This window comes from Oceanicella actignis (genome assembly GCF_008124525.1).
Lineage (GTDB): Bacteria > Pseudomonadota > Alphaproteobacteria > Rhodobacterales > Rhodobacteraceae > Oceanicella > Oceanicella actignis.
Window position 1 is genome coordinate 48,907 of record NZ_VNHJ01000008.1, and the last position, 15,941, is coordinate 64,847.

At 71.6% G+C, this 15,941-nt stretch carries 15 protein-coding genes; 3 read left to right on the forward strand and 12 right to left on the reverse strand.

Annotated features, from left to right (window positions below; translation table 11 throughout):
• Position 1: 1 nt before the first annotated feature.
• The 3 genes from LY05_RS11610 to LY05_RS11620 form a co-directional block, all read right to left on the reverse strand.
• Positions 2-1,372 carry a glutamate--cysteine ligase gene (locus tag LY05_RS11610; RefSeq protein WP_148923273.1) on the reverse strand — a complete coding sequence of 457 codons (1,371 nt, stop codon included), beginning with the start codon at positions 1,370-1,372 and terminating at the stop codon, positions 2-4.
• A gap of 99 nt (positions 1,373-1,471) precedes the next feature.
• Entirely contained in the window at positions 1,472-2,068 is a 597-nt protein-coding gene (locus LY05_RS11615) for a hypothetical protein (RefSeq protein WP_148923274.1), read from the reverse strand.
• On the reverse strand, positions 2,065-2,802 hold the full coding sequence (locus LY05_RS11620) for a 16S rRNA (uracil(1498)-N(3))-methyltransferase (protein ID WP_148923275.1): 738 nt from the start codon (positions 2,800-2,802) through the stop codon (positions 2,065-2,067). The genes LY05_RS11615 and LY05_RS11620 overlap by 4 nt, the downstream gene beginning before the upstream one ends.
• Before the next feature lie 34 nt (positions 2,803-2,836).
• Between LY05_RS11620 and ubiA the strand changes: the two genes are divergently transcribed.
• Together ubiA and LY05_RS11630 are read left to right on the forward strand one after the other, a co-directional pair.
• A complete protein-coding gene (gene ubiA / locus LY05_RS11625; RefSeq protein WP_170258986.1) occupies positions 2,837-3,787 on the forward strand; it encodes a 4-hydroxybenzoate octaprenyltransferase in 951 nt (316 codons plus the stop codon).
• Between the two features lie 71 nt (positions 3,788-3,858).
• Positions 3,859-5,310 carry a CAP domain-containing protein gene (locus tag LY05_RS11630; protein ID WP_148923276.1) on the forward strand — a complete coding sequence of 484 codons (1,452 nt, stop codon included), beginning with the start codon at positions 3,859-3,861 and terminating at the stop codon, positions 5,308-5,310.
• A 13-nt stretch (positions 5,311-5,323) separates the two neighbouring features.
• On the opposite strand, the gene ccoS is transcribed toward LY05_RS11630, so the two are convergent.
• The 9 genes from ccoS to fnrL form a co-directional block, all read right to left on the reverse strand.
• On the reverse strand, positions 5,324-5,479 hold the full coding sequence (ccoS, locus tag LY05_RS11635) for a cbb3-type cytochrome oxidase assembly protein CcoS (RefSeq protein ID WP_072747687.1): 156 nt from the start codon (positions 5,477-5,479) through the stop codon (positions 5,324-5,326).
• Positions 5,476-7,707: a heavy metal translocating P-type ATPase gene (locus LY05_RS11640; RefSeq protein ID WP_148923277.1), complete on the reverse strand. Its 2,232-nt coding sequence runs from the start codon at positions 7,705-7,707 to the stop codon at positions 5,476-5,478. Before LY05_RS11640 ends, ccoS begins: the two co-directional genes overlap by 4 nt.
• Entirely contained in the window at positions 7,704-8,201 is a 498-nt protein-coding gene (locus tag LY05_RS11645) for a FixH family protein (protein WP_148923278.1), read from the reverse strand. The genes LY05_RS11640 and LY05_RS11645 overlap by 4 nt, the downstream gene beginning before the upstream one ends.
• Positions 8,198-9,667 carry a cytochrome c oxidase accessory protein CcoG gene (gene ccoG, locus LY05_RS11650; RefSeq protein WP_148923279.1) on the reverse strand — a complete coding sequence of 490 codons (1,470 nt, stop codon included), beginning with the start codon at positions 9,665-9,667 and terminating at the stop codon, positions 8,198-8,200. Before ccoG ends, LY05_RS11645 begins: the two co-directional genes overlap by 4 nt.
• A 407-nt stretch (positions 9,668-10,074) precedes the next feature.
• A complete protein-coding gene (gene ccoP / locus LY05_RS11655; RefSeq protein ID WP_072747690.1) occupies positions 10,075-10,950 on the reverse strand; it encodes a cytochrome-c oxidase, cbb3-type subunit III in 876 nt (291 codons plus the stop codon).
• Between the two features lies 1 nt (position 10,951).
• Complete coding sequence (locus tag LY05_RS11660; protein WP_072747691.1) at positions 10,952-11,155, reverse strand: CcoQ/FixQ family Cbb3-type cytochrome c oxidase assembly chaperone; 204 nt, start codon at positions 11,153-11,155, stop codon at positions 10,952-10,954.
• A 10-nt stretch (positions 11,156-11,165) separates the two neighbouring features.
• Positions 11,166-11,894, reverse strand: a complete 729-nt coding sequence (gene ccoO, locus LY05_RS11665; RefSeq protein ID WP_148923280.1) for a cytochrome-c oxidase, cbb3-type subunit II — start codon at positions 11,892-11,894, stop codon at positions 11,166-11,168.
• A gap of 12 nt (positions 11,895-11,906) precedes the next feature.
• Positions 11,907-13,448, reverse strand: coding sequence for a cytochrome-c oxidase, cbb3-type subunit I (gene ccoN / locus LY05_RS11670; protein WP_370426850.1), 1,542 nt, complete (start codon positions 13,446-13,448; stop codon positions 11,907-11,909).
• Positions 13,449-13,619: 171 nt separating this feature from the next.
• Complete coding sequence (fnrL, locus tag LY05_RS11675) at positions 13,620-14,369, reverse strand: transcriptional regulator FnrL (protein WP_072747694.1); 750 nt, start codon at positions 14,367-14,369, stop codon at positions 13,620-13,622.
• Between the two features lie 121 nt (positions 14,370-14,490).
• Between fnrL and hemN the strand changes: the two genes are divergently transcribed.
• Positions 14,491-15,873, forward strand: coding sequence for an oxygen-independent coproporphyrinogen III oxidase (gene hemN, locus LY05_RS11680; protein WP_148923281.1), 1,383 nt, complete (start codon positions 14,491-14,493; stop codon positions 15,871-15,873).
• The last annotated feature ends 68 nt before the right edge of the window (positions 15,874-15,941 follow it).

Sequence of the window (15,941 nt, forward strand, 5' to 3'; positions counted from 1 at the left end):
CTCAATAGCTGTATTCGGCGTAGATCCGCGTCAGATCGCCCTTCCACGGCCCCTGCCAGCGCTCGAGCAGCTCTTCGGCCGGGGTCTTGCCGCTTTCGACGATCTCGTGCAGCGCGTTGAGGAAATGCGTCTCGTCGGGGATCAGCCCCCCGGCGCCCGGGCGCGCGCGCCGCGCAAGGCCCGCGCGCGACAGCTCGAGCACGTCGCGCGCCACGTCGCGCAGGCTGCGCCCCGCGATCTCGGCCTTCAGGCCCCTGACCGACGCGTCCACGCGCAGCGCCTCGCGCTGCTCGGCCGTCCAGCCCTTGCACAGCTCCCACGCGGCGTCGAGCGAGGCCTGATCGTAAAGCAGCCCGACCCACAGCGCCGGCAGCGCGCACAGACGCCGCCAGGGGCCGCCGTCGGCGCCGCGCATCTCGAGATACCGCTTGAGCCGCGCCTCGGGGAAGATGGTGGTCAGATGGTCGGCCCAGTCCGACAGGGTCGGCTTCTCGCCCGGCAGCGCGGGCAGCCGGCCTTCGAGAAAGTCGCGGAAGCTTTGCCCCAGCGCGTCGATGTAGACGCCGTCGCGGTAGACGAAATACATCGGCACGTCGAGCGCGTATTCCACGTAGCGCTCGAAGCCCATGCCCGGCTCGAACACGAAGGGCAGCATGCCCGTGCGGCTCGGGTCGAGGTCGCGCCAGATGCGCGAGCGCCAGCTCAGATGCCCCGTCGGCTTGCCCTCGAAGAAGGGCGAGTTGGCGAACAGCGCCGTCGCCACCGGCTGCAGCGCCAGCGCGACGCGGAACTTGCGCACCATGTCCGCCTCGGAGGCGAAGTCCAGATTCACCTGCACGGTGCAGGTGCGATACATCATCTGCTTTCCGTGCGTGCCCACGCGGTCCATGTAGTCGGTCATCAGCCGGTAGCGGCCCTTGGGCATGACGGGCATGTCCTCGTGCCGCCAGATGGGCGCCGCGCCAAGGCCGATGAAGCCGGCGCCGATCTCGTCGGCCACCGACTTGACCTGCCGCAGATGCTCGTTCACCTCGTCGCAGGTCTGGTGAATGGTCTCGAGCGGCGCGCCCGACAGCTCGAGCTGGCCGCCCGGCTCGAGCGAGATGTTGGCGCCGTCCTTCTCGAGGCCGATCAGATGGCCGGCCTCGTGCACCGGCGCCCAGCCGAAGCGGTCGCGCAGCCCTTCGAGCATGGCGCGGATCGAGCGCGGCCCGTCATAGGGCAGCGGCTTGAGCGTATCGACGCAATAGCCGAACTTCTCGTGCTCGGTGCCGATGCGCCAGCTTTCGGGGGGCTTGCAGCCCTGCTCGAAATACTCGACGAGCTGCTCGTAGCGCTCGATCGGCCCGCCGCCGGTTTGGGGAATGGACATGCGCCGCGCGCCTCCGCAATGGTGCCGTTGGGGGCAAAGCCCGCCGTCGCGCCAGCTTTAGCCAGCGCGCGCGCGGGCGGCAACCGCCAAAGGCCGCCCTCAGCGACGCCAGACCCGCCGCCGCCCCGCGCCCGCCAGCGCCTGCGCCGCGCGCGCGGTCGAAAAGCCCGGCAGCGCGGCGAAGGCCTCGGGCAACGCCTCGGCGCCATGCGCGCGGGCGGGAATGGCCAGGCGGCTTCCGTCGCTCAGCCGCAGCAGCCAGACGGGATCGGCGCCGCCCAGAACGTCGATGGCGGCGATGGCCTCGAGCGCCGCCGCCCCGCCATGGACCGGCCCCATGTAGACGATGCGCCGCTCGTCCACCTCGACCAGGCCGGGGGCGGACGCGCCGCCGCCCGCCCCCTGCAGCCGCGCGCGCTGCACGGCCGCCCAGAACCACAGTCCCAGCCCCGCGCCCAACGCCAGAAGGGGCCAGCCGATCCAGCCGTGAATCGGCCCGGCAAGGCCGAGCGTGCGCCCCCCGAGCCACAGCGCCCCCGCGGACAGGGCGCCGGCGATGGCCGGCTCGATCCAGCGCCGCGCCGCCGCCGCGCCGCCCGCGCACGCGGGCGAGGCCAGCGCCGGCGCGCCGCGCGGCGTTCGCCCCGGCGGGCGCAGGGGAACCGGCGGATCGGGGCGGCGGGGCGCGCCGCTCATCGCCAGTCGCCCAGGACGCTTTGCCACAAGGTCAGCGCGGCGGCGGCGGCCGTGTCGGCGCGCAGGATCCTCGGCCCCAGCGTGACCGGCACGACGCATGGCATCTGGCGCAGCCTGCGGGCCTCGTCCTCGGCGAAGCCCCCTTCGGGGCCGATCAGCGCCGCCCATGGCCCGGGCCCCGCCTCGGCCAGCGCGGCGGCGGCCGAAGGGGCGGTCATGCGCTCGTCGCAGAACATGATGCGGCGGGCGGGATCCCAGCCGTCGAGCAGCTCGTCCAGCCGGCGCGGCGCGGCGACCTGCATCACGCTGGTGCGCCCGCACTGCTCGGCGGCCTCTATGGCGATGGCCTGAAGGCGCTCTGGGCGCACGCGCTCGGCGTTCGTGAAGCGGGTGAAGACCGGAACCGCGCGCGCCGCGCCCAGCTCGGCGGCCTTCTCGACGATGAAGTCGGTGCGCGCCTTCTTGACCGGCGCGAAAAGCAGCTCGAGATCCGCGGGCCGCTCCTGCGCGCGCGTGCGCTCGCGGCAGACCAGCGCGCCCGCGCGCCGGCCGGCGCGGACGATCTCGGCCAGCCACTCGCCGTCGCGGCCGTTGAAGACCAGCGCCGCGTCGCCCGCCTCGCGGCGCATGACCGAGAACAGGTAATGCGCCTGCGGCTGCGACAGCGGAACCTCGGCGCCGGACTGAAGCGGAGCCTCGACGAAAAGCCTGATTTTCGCCGCGCGGTCTGTCATAACGCCCTCCATGATTCCCTCGGACGATATCCCCATGGCGGGCGCCGACGAAAGGGTCGCCGACGCCGCCCCCGACAACTGGGTCGACCGGCTGGCGCCGGCCCCGTGGCGCCCCTATCTGCGGCTGAGCCGGGCGGACCGGCCGATCGGCACATGGCTGCTGCTGATTCCCTGCTGGCTGGGCCTGGCGCTGGCCTGCGCGGCCGATCCGGCCGGTTGGGGTTTGAAGGACGCCTGGATCTTCGTCGCCTGCGCCGCGGGCGCCTTCCTGATGCGCGGCGCGGGCTGCACCTGGAACGACATCGCCGATCGGCGCATCGACGCGCAGGTGGCGCGCACGCGCTCGCGGCCGATCCCCTCGGGGCAGGTCAGCGTGCGCGCCGCGGCGATCTGGATGGCCGCGCAGGCGCTGGCCGCCTTCGCCATCCTGCTGACCTTCAACGGCTTCGCCATCGCGCTCGGGATCGCCTCGCTTGCGCCGGTGGCGATCTACCCGTTCATGAAGCGCGTGACCTGGTGGCCGCAGCTGTTCCTGGGCATCGCCTTCAACTGGGGCGCGCTTCTGGGCTGGGCGGCGCATGCGGGGGCGCTGGCGGCGGCGCCGGCGGCGCTTTACCTGTCGCTGATCGCCTGGACCATCTTCTACGACACGATCTACGCCCATCAGGACAAGGAGGACGACGCCCTGATCGGCGTGAAGTCCACCGCGCGCCTGTTCGGCGCCAATACGGGCCGCGCGCTGCTGGTCTTCCTGATCCTGGCCACGACGGGCGCGATGACGGCCGGCGTGCTGGCGACGGTCGAGCGCGGCGGCCTGGCGCCGCTGGCGGCGATCGCGGGCAGCTGGGCCTTCGGCTGGCGCCTGGCCTGGCAGCTGCGCCGACTCGACCCGGACGACCCCGCGCGTTGCCTCGCGCTGTTCCGCGATGCGCGCAACGCGGGGCTGCTGCTGTTCGCGGGGTATTTCGCGGCGGGCTGGCTCTGAGCCGGGGTAAGCCTTCGTATACGTTTGAGGCGCACACTGCGGCCCGGGCAGGGATGTGAAGGGGTGATCGAATGGCCGTTCCCGGCGCGTTCGAACAGATGATCATGGAGCTGACGAACGCGTTCCGCCTGGACCCGCGGGGCGAGTTCGACCGGCTGATAGCGGACGCCGCCTCGCGAAGCGCGACGGATCCGGCCGTGAGCAGCGCGCTGCGCTATTTCCAGGTGGACATGGACGCGCTGCGCGCCGCGCTTGACGCGCTCTCCCCGGTCGCCCCGCTGGCCTGGAGCGAAAGCCTGGCCGACGCCGCCCTAGCGCATTCCGAGCTGATGCGCGACGAGAACCAGCAAAGCCACCGGGTCTCGCGCGACGGGGCGTGGCTCGAGCCCGATCTGGGCGGGCGCGCCCAGGCGGTCGGCTACGACTACCTGCGCCTGGGCGAGAACGTGTTCGCCTATGTCGACTCGCCCGAACATGGCCACGCCGCGATGGTCATCGACTGGGGCGTCGGACCCGGGGGCATGCAGGACCCGGCCGGGCATCGCCACAACCTGCTTGGCGGCGCGTTCATGGAAATGGGCGTGGGCGTGACGCAGGGCGCGGCGGGCGCCGGCCAGGTGGGGCCCTATGTGCTCACGCAGAATCTCGGGGTCAGCTTCGGCTCGACGCCGATGATCCTGGGCGTCATCCATGACGACGCCGACGGCGACGGCGCCTATGACATGGGCGAGGGACGCGGCGGCGTGCAGGTCGCCGTCTCGGGCGCCCAGACGCTCAGCTGGGAGGCGGGCGGATACCAGATCGCGGCGCAGGGCCCGGTCGAGCTGAGCTTCTCGGGCGGCGGCCTTGCGGCGCCGGTGCGCGTCGCGCTCGAGGTCGCAAGCGCGAATGTGAAGGTCGATCTGGCCGATGACGGCGCCCTGCGCGCCTCGGTCAGCGTCGCCGCGCTTGAGAACGTGCGCGCCATCGCCCTGCTGGGAACCGACGACATCGACGCCGAGGGCATGGCCGGCGCCCAGAGCCTGACGGGCAACGCGGGGGCCAACCGCCTGACCGGGCGCGGCGGCGCCGATGCGCTCGACGGCGGCGCGGGGCGCGACAAGCTGTTCGGCGGCGGCGGCGAGGACGCGCTGTGGGGGCGCAACGGCGCCGACCGCCTGCAGGGCGGCGCCGGCGCGGACGCGCTGCGCGGCGGCGCGGGGCGCGACCTGCTGCTGGGCGGCGGCGGCGCGGATCTGCTGGTGGGCGGCGGCGGCGCCGACACGCTGCGCGGCGGCCCCGGCCAGGACAGGCTGCGCGGCGGCGCGGGCGCCGACCGCTTCGTCTTCGCTCCGGGCGACGGGCGCGACCTGGTGCTCGATTTCGGCCCGGGCGACGCGTTCGACCTGAGCCAAGCGGGAATTTCGCCGGCGGACCTGAGCATCCGCGACGCCGGCGCCGACGCGGTGTTCGCCTTCGCCGACGTCGAGGTCACGGTCGCCGGCGCGGCCGGACTGCTGAGCGCGGACGACTTCCTGTTCTGAGCGCGCGCCGCGATCACGAACGCGGCTTGTCGTCCTCGTCGAACAGGATGCGCGCCGCGTCGCCTTCCAGGTCGCGATACTGGTCCGCGCGCAAGCTCCACAGAAAGGCGCACAGGCCCGCAAAGCCCAGCGCCGTCGAAATCGGGATCAGCACCAGCAGCACCGTCATCGCGCGTTCCTCAGCCGCAAGGCGTTCAGCGTCACCACGATGGACGAGGACGACATCGCCAGCGCCGCGACAAGGGGGGTGACCAACCCCATCATCGCCGCCGGCGCCGCGATCATGTTGTAGACGGCGGCCAGCGCGAAGTTCTCGATCGCGCGCCGCCGCGCCGCGCGCGCCACGCGCAGCGCCCGCGTCACCGGCGCCAGCCGCGCCCCCGCGAATACCAGACCCGCCGCGGCGCGGCTGACGTCGGCGGCCTCGGCCGGCGACATCGACGCCGCGGCCGCCGCCAGGGCCGGCGCGTCGTTGATGCCGTCGCCCACCATCAGCACCCGCCGCCCCTCGGCGCGCCAGGCCTCGAGGCGCGCCAGCTTGTCGGCCGGGGTCATGCCCGCCTCGAACGCGTCGATCCCGGCGCCGCGCGCCGCGCGCCGCACCGGGCCCGGCGCGTCGCCCGACAACAGCCGCACCTCGAGGCCCATGCGCCGCAGCTCGGCGACCACCTCGGCCGCATCCTCGCGCAGCGGATCTTCCAGCGCAAAGCGCACCGGCGCCTCATCGCCCAGGCGCAGCCAGACGGAAGAGGTCTCGGCGCCCTCGGGCTCGGCGCCGCCGCACCAGTCGGCGCGGCCAAGGCGCGCGATGCGCCCGCCCACGCGCCCCTCGACGCCGCAGCCCGGAACCTCGCGCAGCTCCTCGGCCGCGGCGGGCGCGACGGCGCGCGCGCGCGCCGCCTCGGCCAGCGCGCGGGCGAAGGGGTGGCGGCTCGACTGCGCCGCCGCCAGCGCGGCGGCCCACTGATGCGGGTCCTCGGGGCCGTCGACCAGCCGCGGCGCGCCCAGGGTCAGCGTGCCGGTCTTGTCGAACACGGCCATGTCCACGCGCGACAGCGTCTCGAGCGCGGCCCCGTCCTTGAGGAACACGCCCGACCGGAACAGCGCCCCGCCCGCCGCCGCATGCACCGCCGGCACCGCAAGGCCCAGCGCGCACGGACAGGTGATGATGAGCACCGCCGCCGCGATCATCACCGCCTGGCGCAGCTCGGCCCCCGCCGCCAGCCAGCCGATCAGCGCCGCCAGCGCCGCCAGATGCACAAGCGGCGCATAGATGCGCGCCGCCGCGTCCGCCCAGCGGGTGAAGCGGGTGCGCGCGCGCTCGGCCGCCTCGATCATGCGCGCGATGCCGGCCAGAAGCGTCTGGTCGCCCACCGCCGTCACGCGCATGCGCAAGGGCGCGGAAAGGTTGATCATGCCGGCGTGGATCTCGGCCCCCGGCCCCAGCGGCTCGGGCGCGCTTTCGCCCGTCAGCATCGAGCGGTCCACGTCGGACAGCCCTTCGAGCACCTCGCCGTCGGCGGGCGCGCGCTCGCCCGGCGGGATCTCGACTACGTCGCCGGGGCGCAGATCGTCCACCGGGATCACGCGCCGCTCGCCATTCTCGATCAGCACCGCCGAGCGCGCCTGAAGCCCCGCCAGCTGGGCCGCCGCCATGCGCGCCGCGCGCCGCGTGCGGTGGTCGAGGTAGCGGCCCAGCAGCAGGAAGAAGAGCAGCGACACCGCCGCGTCGAAATAGGCGTGCTCGCCCGAGCGCGCGGTCTCGTAAAGGCTGATCCCGGCGGCCAGGATCACGGCCAGCGAGATCGGCACGTCCATGTTGATGCGCCCGGCGCGCAGCGCGCTCCAGGCCGAGCGGTAGAAGGGCGCGCCGGCGAAGGCGGCGGCGGGCAGCGCGATCAGCCCCGAGATCCAGTGCAGCAGATCGCGCGTCGCGTCGGCCGCGCCCGACCAAACCGAGACGGACAGCAGCATCACGTTCATCGCCGCAAAGCCCGCCACCGCAAGACGGGCCAGCAGCTCGCGCCCCTCTTCGTCGCGGTCGATGGCGCGCAGCGCGTCGGCGTCGAAGGGGCGCGCCTGATAGCCCAGACCCGCCAGCGCCTCGACCAGCCCCTGAGGGCCCGTGCGCGCGGGGTCGTATTCGACCGTCACCCGTCGCGAGGACAGGTTGAGCCGCGCCGACAGCACGCCCGGCGAGGCGTTCAGGCCGCGCTCGATGGTGGCGATGCAGGCGGCGCAATGGGCCTCGGGGGTCATGAGCTCGATGCGCATGCGCCCCGGCGCCACCTGCCGCGCCCAGCGCTCGAGCCCCGCCGTCCCCGCCGCCGTCACCGCCGCGCCGGTCGGGCAGCAGGCCCCCGCGGCGGGGGGCGGCGCGTCGGCGGCCATGCTCATCGCGCGCCCTCGGCGATCGGCACGAGGATCTGCGCCGTGGCGCGGTAATCGGCCTCGGCCGCGCCGCGCGCGTGCACCTCGACGCGCCAGGCGCCCGGCGCCAGGGGCAGTTCGGCGCGGTAGCCCTCGGCGGTCTCGGCCAGGTCCAGCACCCGGTCCTCGGCGTTGGTGGCCGGGCGACCGACCCGCGCCTGCACGTTCAGCCCCGCCACCGGCGCGCCGTCGGCCCCGCGCATGCGCACAAGCAGCGCGCCGTCGCGCCAGGACGTCTCGGCGCGCCAGCCCAGCGCCTCTTGCGCGGCGCGGCGGGCTTCGAAGTTCTGGCCCGCCACCCAGGGGCTGTCGACCACAAGGCCGGGAAAGCCCTCGATGGCGCGGGTCATCATGTAGACGTTGACGCCGATGATCACGGCGAAGGCGCCGACGAAGATCGCCAGCACCTTGCGCCCCGTCAGCGGGCGCCCGCCGCGCGGGGGGGCGTCGCGTCCGTTCATGGCAGCTGCTCCAGCTTCGGGCCGAGGAACTTGGTTTCGGCCTTGGCGCGTTCGTGAGTCGTGAGGTCCTCGACCCAGATCTCGACGTCCACGCTGGGCCGGATCACCGCGAAAGGCAAGGTGGTCAGGAACATGCGCAGGCTGCGCTTCTTGTCCGCGGGAACGTCGAAGGTCAGCGTGTCGCTGCCCTGGATGCGCGCCTCGAGCGGATAGGGGCGGCCCGGATGCGCCGGATCTTCGGCATGGAAGGACAGACGGAAGGTGCGCGTTTCGTGATTCTGGTTCGACACCTTGATCGTGTAGCCGTTGCGCACCGCGCCGTCGGACAGCATGACATAGGTCGGGTTGCGGTCGCGCGCGACGTTCAGATCGATGCTGTCGCGCATGAAGAGCGACACCAGCATCGCCAGGCCGATGCCGGCCCAGAGGGTGAAATACACCACCACGCGCGGGCGGATGATGCGCCGCCACATGGGCTTGGCGTGGGGTCGGCCCTCGCGCTCCTCGATCTCGTCGGCCAGGGTGCAGTAGTCGATCAGGCCGCGGGGCTTGCCGATGCGGGCCATGACCTCGTCGCAGGCGTCGATGCACAGCGCGCAGGTGATGCATTCGAGCTGCGGGCCGTTGCGGATGTCGATCCCCATGGGGCACACCGCCACGCAGGCGCCGCAGTCGATGCAGTCGCCCAGCTTCTCGGCCCCCTCGCGCTTGCGGTGCTTGCCGCGCGGCTCGCCCCGCCAATACTTGTAGGTCACCGTCAGGGTGTTCTCGTCCATCATGGCCGCCTGGATGCGCGGCCAGGGGCAGGCGTAGATGCAGATCTGTTCGCGGGCGAATCCGCCGAAGAAGAAGGTGGTGAAGGTCAGGATCGCCATCGTCGTGTAGGCGATCGGATGCGCCTGACCGCTGATCAGGTCGCGCGCAAGGGTGGGCGCGTCGGCGAAGTAGAACACCCACGCGCCGCCCGTGGCCAGGGCGATCAGCAGCCAGACCGTCCACTTGGTCAGGCGCAGGCGGATCTTGCGCGCGTTCCAGGGCTGCTTGACCAGCTTGATGCGCGCGTTGCGGTCGCCCTCGATCCAGCGTTCGACCATGATGAACAGGTCGGTCCACACCGTCTGCGGGCAGGCGTAGCCGCACCACACGCGCCCCGCCACCGAGGTGAACAGGAACAGCCCGATCCCCGCCATGATCAGCAGCCCGGCGACGTAGTAGAACTGCTGCGGCCAGATCTCGATCCAGAAGAAGAAGAAGCGCCGGTGCGCCAGATCGACCAGCACCGCCTGATCGGGCATCTCGGGGCCGCGGTCCCAGCGGATCCAGGGCGTGACGTAGTAGATGCCCAGGGCGATGCCCATGATCCACCATTTGAGCGAGCGGTAGAATCCCTTCACGCGGCGCGGGAAGATGGGGATCCGGCCCGCGTAAAGGCTGCCGCCGCTGCCATCGGTGTCGTTGACGCTCATGATCGGGTTTCCGTTGGTGATCGGGTTGGCCCGCTTGTGGAGCCGGAGGGCGGAGGGCGCATTGATCAGGATCAAGCTGAAACGGTCGCGCGGCGCTCCCTGGCCGGAATATGGGCCTTGGCGCGCGCTTGTCGAAGGGGCGCGCATTTTCGCCGCAGCCCCGGCGCGCCGAACCGCCGCAGAGGACGCCCGGCGCGTTCCGGCCCCGCGCATCCGCGCCCCCGCCTGCGCGGCCGGGCCTGGGGCGCGCGGTTGCCGTGCGCCAAAAGCCGCCGCCCGCCTGCGCGACCAAGCCTCGGCCTTGTGGGCCGCGCGTTTTCGCCGCGCCCCAGAAAAACGCACCCCCGAAAAAGACGCAGGCCCGCCCGGCGTCGCCGCCGGACGGGCCCGCCGCAGGCGCCGGCGCGTTACTCGCCGCCGCCCAGCTGGTGAACGTAGAGGGCCACCTGCTTGACCTGCGCGTCGGTCAGGCGCTTGCCCCAGGCCGGCATCATGCCGGCGCGGCCCTTGAGGAGGGTTTCGAGCAGGGCCTGCCGGTCGCCGCCATAGAGCCAGATATGGTCCGTCAGGTTCGGCGCGCCGATGTCGCGGTTGCCCTTCCCGTCCTCGCCATGGCAGGCGGCGCAGTTGTCGGCGAAGACCTCGGCGCCGGCGGCGGCCAGGTCCGCGTCATGCTCCTGCCCCGAGATCTGGCGCACATACTCGATCACCTGGGCGATCTGCGCCTTGTCCAGCGTGCCGTCGCCGAAGGCGGGCATGACCGAGTCGCGGGTGTCCTCGTCCTCGGGGGCGCGCACGCCGTGGTTGATCGTGTAGTGGATCGCCTCGAGATCGCCGCCCCAGAGCCAGTCGTCGTCGTTCAGGTTCGGATAGCCCTTGGCCCCCTGCGCGCCGGCGCCGTGGCACTGGCTGCAATAGGTGCGGAAGATGGCGGCGCCGCCGGCGTTGGCGAACTGGGCCAGCTCGGCGTCCGAGGCGATCTCGGGCAGATCCAGCGCCGCGATCCGGTCCAGCCAGGGCTTCTGCGCCTCGGCGTGGCGGGCCAGCTCCTGCTCGACCTGGGCGCGGCTCGAGTAGCCCAGAACGCCCCCGAAGGCCTTGTCGATCAGCGGCCAGGACGGGTAGGCGATGGTGTAGAGCAGCGCCCAGATCACCGTGCCGTAGAAGGTCCACAGCCACCATTTGGGCAGCGGGTTGTTGAGCTCCTTGATCCCGTCCCATTCATGGCCGGTGGTGTCGACGCCCGAGAGCTCGTCGATCTCTTTCTCGTGCTTGTCCGCCATCTCAGTTCCCCTTCTTGACGGAGGGCGCCGCCCCGTCGGCGGGCATCGGCGCGTCGTCGTTGCGCAGCGGAATGTTCGCGATCTCTCGATGCAGCGCCCGCGAGCCCGGCCGCAGCGCGAAGGCCACGATGCCGACGAACAGCAGGGTCATGACCAGCAGCATCCAGCTGTCGGCGAACTGCCTGAGCAGGGTGTAGGTGTCCATGCGCCCCTCCTCAGCGGCTGGCTTCGGCCTGGTAGGTCGAGAAATCGACCATCGTGCCCAGGACCTGGAGATAGGCGATCAGCGCGTCGAGCTCGGTGATCTCGCGCCGGCCGTCGAAGTTGCGCACATTCGCGTTCGGGTAACGCTCGAGCAGCCCGTCCACGCCGTCCGAATCCGGGTTGGTCTGCGCCACCAGGTCGGCCTTGGCGTTGGCGATCATCTCGTCCGTGTAGGGCACGCCGACGACGCGGTTCGTCGCCAGGTGGTCGGCGATGTGCTCGAAATCCAGCGTCGTCTCGATCAGGTGCGGATAGGCCGGCATGATCGACTCGGGCACCAGGGCGCGCGGGTCCTGCATGTGATCCACGTGCCACTGGTCCGAATAGCGCCCGCCCACTCGCGCCAGGTCGGGCCCGGTGCGCTTCGAGCCCCACTGGAAGGGGTGGTCGTACTGGCTTTCGGCCGCCAGCGAGTAGTGGCCGTAGCGCTCGACCTCGTCGCGCATGGGGCGGATCATCTGCGAGTGGCACACATAGCACCCCTCGCGGACGTAGATGTCGCGCCCCGCCAGCTCGAGCGGCGTGTAGGGGCGCACCCCCTCCACTTTCTCGACCGTGTTCTCGAGATAGAACAGCGGCGCGATTTCGACGATGCCGCCGATGGTGACCACGACGAAGGAGGCGGCCAGCAGAAGCGTCGCGTTGCGCTCGAGCTTGGCGTGCTTGTCGAGAAGGCTCATCCCGTCTCCTCCTTACTGGGCCGGGACCGCGGCGGGGGCGGCCTTGGGCTCGCCGACGCGGACGGTCATCCACAGGTTGTAGACCATGATCAGCGATCCGGTCAGGAACAGCAGCCCGCCGAGGGCGCGGATCACGTAGTAGGGGTGCAGCACGGCCACCGTGTCGGCGAACGAGTTCACCAAGAAGCCCAGGCTGTCATACTCGCGCCACATCAGGCCCTGCGTGATGCCCGACACCCACATCGAGGCCGCGTAGAGCACGATGCCGATGGTGGCGAGCCAGAAGTGCCAGCTGACCAGCGACAGCGAGTAGAGCTGCTTGCGGCCCCACAGGCGCGGCGTCAGGAAGTAGAGCGCGCCGAAGGTGATCATGCCGTTCCAGCCCAGCGCGCCGGAATGGACGTGGCCGATGGTCCAGTCGGTGTAGTGGCTGAGCGAGTTGACCGCCTTGATCGACATCATCGGCCCCTCGAAGGTGGACATGCCGTAGAAGCCCACCGATACCACCAGCATGCGCAGAACCGGGTCGGTGCGCAGCTTGTCCCAGGCGCCCGACAGGGTCATCAGGCCGTTGATCATGCCGCCCCAGGAGGGCATCCACAGCATGACCGAGAACACCATGCCCAGCGTCTGCGCCCAGTCGGGCAGCGCGGTGTAGTGCAGGTGGTGCGGGCCGGCCCAGATGTAGAGGAAGATCAGCGCCCAGAAGTGGATGATCGACAGCTTGTATGAATAGACCGGGCGCTCGGCCTGCTTGGGCACGAAGTAATACATCATGCCCAGGAAGCCGGCCGTCAGGAAGAAGCCCACCGCGTTGTGGCCGTACCACCACTGCGTCAGCGCGTCCTGCACGCCCGAGAACAGCGAATAGCTCTTCGAACCCCAGATCGACACCGGCACGGCCAGGTTGTTGACCACGTGCAGCATCGCCACGGTGACGATGAAGGCCAGGAAGAACCAGTTGGCGACGTAGATGTGCGGCTCCTTGCGCTTGATGATCGTGCCCATGAAGACCGCCAGATAGGCGACCCACACGACCGTCAGCCAAAGGTCCAGATACCATTCGGGCTCGGCGTATTCGCGCGACTGGGTGCCGCCCAGCACATAGCCGGTGGCGGCCAGGACGATGAACAGCTGGTAGCCCCAGAACACGAACCAGGCCAGGTTCCCGCCCCACAGCCGCGCGGCCGAGGTGCGCTGCACCACATAGAAGGACGTCGCGATCAGCGCGTTGCCGCCGAAGGCGAAGATCACCGCCGAGGTGTGCAGCGGCCGCAGGCGGCTGAACGCCGTGTAGGGCAGATCGAGGTTCAGCGCCGGATAGGCCAGCTGGAAGGCGATGAACACGCCCGCCGCGAAGCCCACCACGCCCCAGAAGGCGGTCGCGATGACGCCCGCGCGCACCACGTCGTCCATGTATTCGTTCTGCGCGGGGGCGGGCTTTTCCTCGCCGATGCCGCGCAGAACCCAGATGAACAGACCGGCCGAGACGGCCAGAATGATGAGCATGTGAACCTGGTAGGCCAGGTCCCGCCCCCAGGACGCCCCGAGCATCGCGAAGGCCGCGATGAAGCCCAGGACGATCAGTTTCGCCGCAGATGCCAACTTTCCCTCCGTCCGAATCTCGCGCCGCACGCCGAAGGCGCGCACGCTTGCGCGACGCTATGCCCCGCCCGGCCGGGCGCGGCCTTGATCCATGTCAACCAAGCCTTCGCCGCGCGGGCGTCAGTCGATCATGCCGCCGTCGTCGTCGTCGCCCGCGATCTCGGCCAGCGCGGCGATGTCGGGAATGCGCATGTGCCGCGCGTCGGTCAGCTCGATGGCGCCGGCCTTGCGCAGGGCGCTGATCTGGCGGCTGACCGTCTCGATGGTCAGGCCGAGGAAATCGGCCATGTCCTCGCGCGTCAGCGGCAGCTCCAGCTCGACCCCGTCGCGCAGCTCGGCGCGGGCCACGGCCGCAAGGCGCCGCGCGACCAGCAGAAAGAACGAGGCCATCTTCTCGCGCGCGGTCTTGCGGCCCAGAAGCACCATCCAGTCGCGCGCGGCGTCCAGCTCGTCCAGCGTCATCTCGAGCAGGCGGCTTTCAAGCGACGGCGTGTCGCGCAGCAGCGCCTCGAAGCGCGGGCGCGAGAAGATGCACAGCTTGACGTCGGTCACGGCGATGGCGTCGAAGGGCGCCTGCGCGCGCATGGGCCGGCCGATGAAGTCGGACGGAAACAGAAGCCCCACCATCTGCCGGCGCCCGTCCGCCAGGATGCGCGACAGGCTGACCACGCCATTGACCACCGACCCCAGGAAATCGGTCTCCTGGCCCATGGCGGTGATCTCCTCGCCGGGCTTGAAGGTGCGGTAGCTCTTGATCGCGTCCAGGAATTCCAGCTCGGCCGGCCCGCAATGGGAGCATACCGCCCGGTGACGGATCAGGCAGTCGGCGCAGCGCTCGCGCTCGGGCCTGAGAGTGGTCGCGGGCTTCATGGGTCGCCTCCGTTCTTGCGGCGCAAGGATCGCCCGGCAGTTGACCTAGGTCAATGACCGATAGCCGGGCGCGGCATAAAGCGCGCAGGATCCTTCCGCAACCCCGGCCGGCGAGGCGCCCATGGAACCGAACAGCTCGAGCGACGCCCTGCGCGCCCTGTCGCGCCGCGCGCCGCGCTACACCAGCTACCCCACCGCGCCGCATTTCACCGACGCCGTGGGCCCGCAGGACGCCGCGCGCTGGCTGGCCGCGCTGCCGGACGAGCCGGTCTCGCTTTACCTGCACATCCCCTTTTGCGACACGCTGTGCTGGTTCTGCGCGTGTCGCACGCAAGGGGCGACGCGCCACGCCCCCGTCGCCCGGTATCTGGAGCACCTGACCGCCGAGGCGGCGCATCTGGCGCGCCTTGCGCCGGGGCGGCTGCGGGCGGCGCGGATGCATTGGGGCGGCGGCTCGCCCACCGTGCTGACGCCGGACGAGATCGAATCGCTGGCCGCCGCGCTGCGCGCGGCCTTCGAGCTGACCGACGACGCCGAGATCGCGGTCGAGATCGACCCGCGCGACATGACGCCCGAGCGCCTCGACGCCTTCGCGCGAATCGGGCTCAACCGCGCCTCGATCGGCGTGCAGGATTTCGACCCCGTCGTGCAGAAGGCCATCAACCGCATGCAGGGCTGGGAGATGACGCGCGACGTCATCGAGGGCCTGCGCGCGCGGGGGGTGCGCGGCGTGAACATCGACGCGCTTTACGGCCTGCCCTTCCAGACCGAATCCAGCCTGCGCGCGACGCTCGAGCGGCTGATCGCCCTGCGCCCCGACCGCGTGGCGCTTTACGGCTATGCGCATGTGCCCTGGATGGCCCGGCGCCAGCGCGCCATTCCCGCCGAGGCCCTGCCCGGCCCGGCCGAGCGCATGGCCCAGGCCGCCCTTGCGGCCGAGCTGCTGACCGCGGCGGGCTACGAGGCGGTGGGCATCGACCATTTCGCCCTGCCCGAAGACGGCCTTGCGCGCGCGGCGCGCGAGGGGCGGCTGCGGCGCAATTTCCAGGGCTACACCGACGATCCGCACCCGACGCTGATCGGCATGGGGGCGTCGGCGATCTCGCGCGCGCCGCAGGGCTACTGGCAGAACGCGGCGGCGACCTCCGAGTATCAGAACCGGATCGGGGCGGGCGCGCTGGCGGTGGCGCGCGGGCGCGCGCTCAGCCTCGACGACCGGGTGCGCGCCCATGCGATCGAGCGCATCATGTGCGACTTCCGCTTCGACGGCGCCGAGCTTCGCGCGCGCTTCGGCGATTTCGCCGAGCCCTGCCTGGCCATCGCCCGCGCGCTGATCGCCGGAACGGGCGGCGAGCCGGCCTCGGCGCTGGCCGGGCGGCTGCGCCAGACGGGGCCCGAATCGTTCGAACTGCCGCCCGAAAGCCGCCCCTTCGCGCGCCTGGCCGCCGCCGCCTTCGACGCCTATCTGGAGCTGGGCGCCGCGCGTCACAGCCAGGTGGTCTGACCTGCGACGCCCCGGCCGCTTGCCAAAAGCCGCCACGACGCTACCATGCGCCCGACGAATGCAGGCGG

Bases quoted from the DNA above. Each gene is read 5' to 3' on its own strand.
- ccoO (WP_148923280.1), bottom strand. From the start codon at position 11,894: ATGAGCCTTCTCGACAAGCACGCCAAGCTCGAGCGCAACGCGACGCTT.
- LY05_RS11615 (WP_148923274.1), bottom strand. From the start codon at position 2,068: ATGAGCGGCGCGCCCCGCCGCCCCGATCCGCCGGTTCCCCTGCGCCCG.
- hemN (WP_148923281.1), top strand. From the start codon at position 14,491: ATGGAACCGAACAGCTCGAGCGACGCCCTGCGCGCCCTGTCGCGCCGC.
- ubiA (WP_170258986.1), top strand. From the start codon at position 2,837: ATGGCGGGCGCCGACGAAAGGGTCGCCGACGCCGCCCCCGACAACTGG.
- LY05_RS11660 (WP_072747691.1), bottom strand. From the start codon at position 11,155: ATGGACACCTACACCCTGCTCAGGCAGTTCGCCGACAGCTGGATGCTG.
- LY05_RS11610 (WP_148923273.1), bottom strand. From the start codon at position 1,372: ATGTCCATTCCCCAAACCGGCGGCGGGCCGATCGAGCGCTACGAGCAG.
- ccoN (WP_370426850.1), bottom strand. From the start codon at position 13,448: ATGCTCGGGGCGTCCTGGGGGCGGGACCTGGCCTACCAGGTTCACATG.
- LY05_RS11645 (WP_148923278.1), bottom strand. From the start codon at position 8,201: ATGAACGGACGCGACGCCCCCCCGCGCGGCGGGCGCCCGCTGACGGGG.
- LY05_RS11640 (WP_148923277.1), bottom strand. From the start codon at position 7,707: ATGAGCATGGCCGCCGACGCGCCGCCCCCCGCCGCGGGGGCCTGCTGC.
- ccoS (WP_072747687.1), bottom strand. From the start codon at position 5,479: ATGACGGTGCTGCTGGTGCTGATCCCGATTTCGACGGCGCTGGGCTTT.
- ccoP (WP_072747690.1), bottom strand. From the start codon at position 10,950: ATGGCGGACAAGCACGAGAAAGAGATCGACGAGCTCTCGGGCGTCGAC.
- LY05_RS11630 (WP_148923276.1), top strand. From the start codon at position 3,859: ATGGCCGTTCCCGGCGCGTTCGAACAGATGATCATGGAGCTGACGAAC.
- LY05_RS11620 (WP_148923275.1), bottom strand. From the start codon at position 2,802: ATGACAGACCGCGCGGCGAAAATCAGGCTTTTCGTCGAGGCTCCGCTT.
- fnrL (WP_072747694.1), bottom strand. From the start codon at position 14,369: ATGAAGCCCGCGACCACTCTCAGGCCCGAGCGCGAGCGCTGCGCCGAC.
- ccoG (WP_148923279.1), bottom strand. From the start codon at position 9,667: ATGAGCGTCAACGACACCGATGGCAGCGGCGGCAGCCTTTACGCGGGC.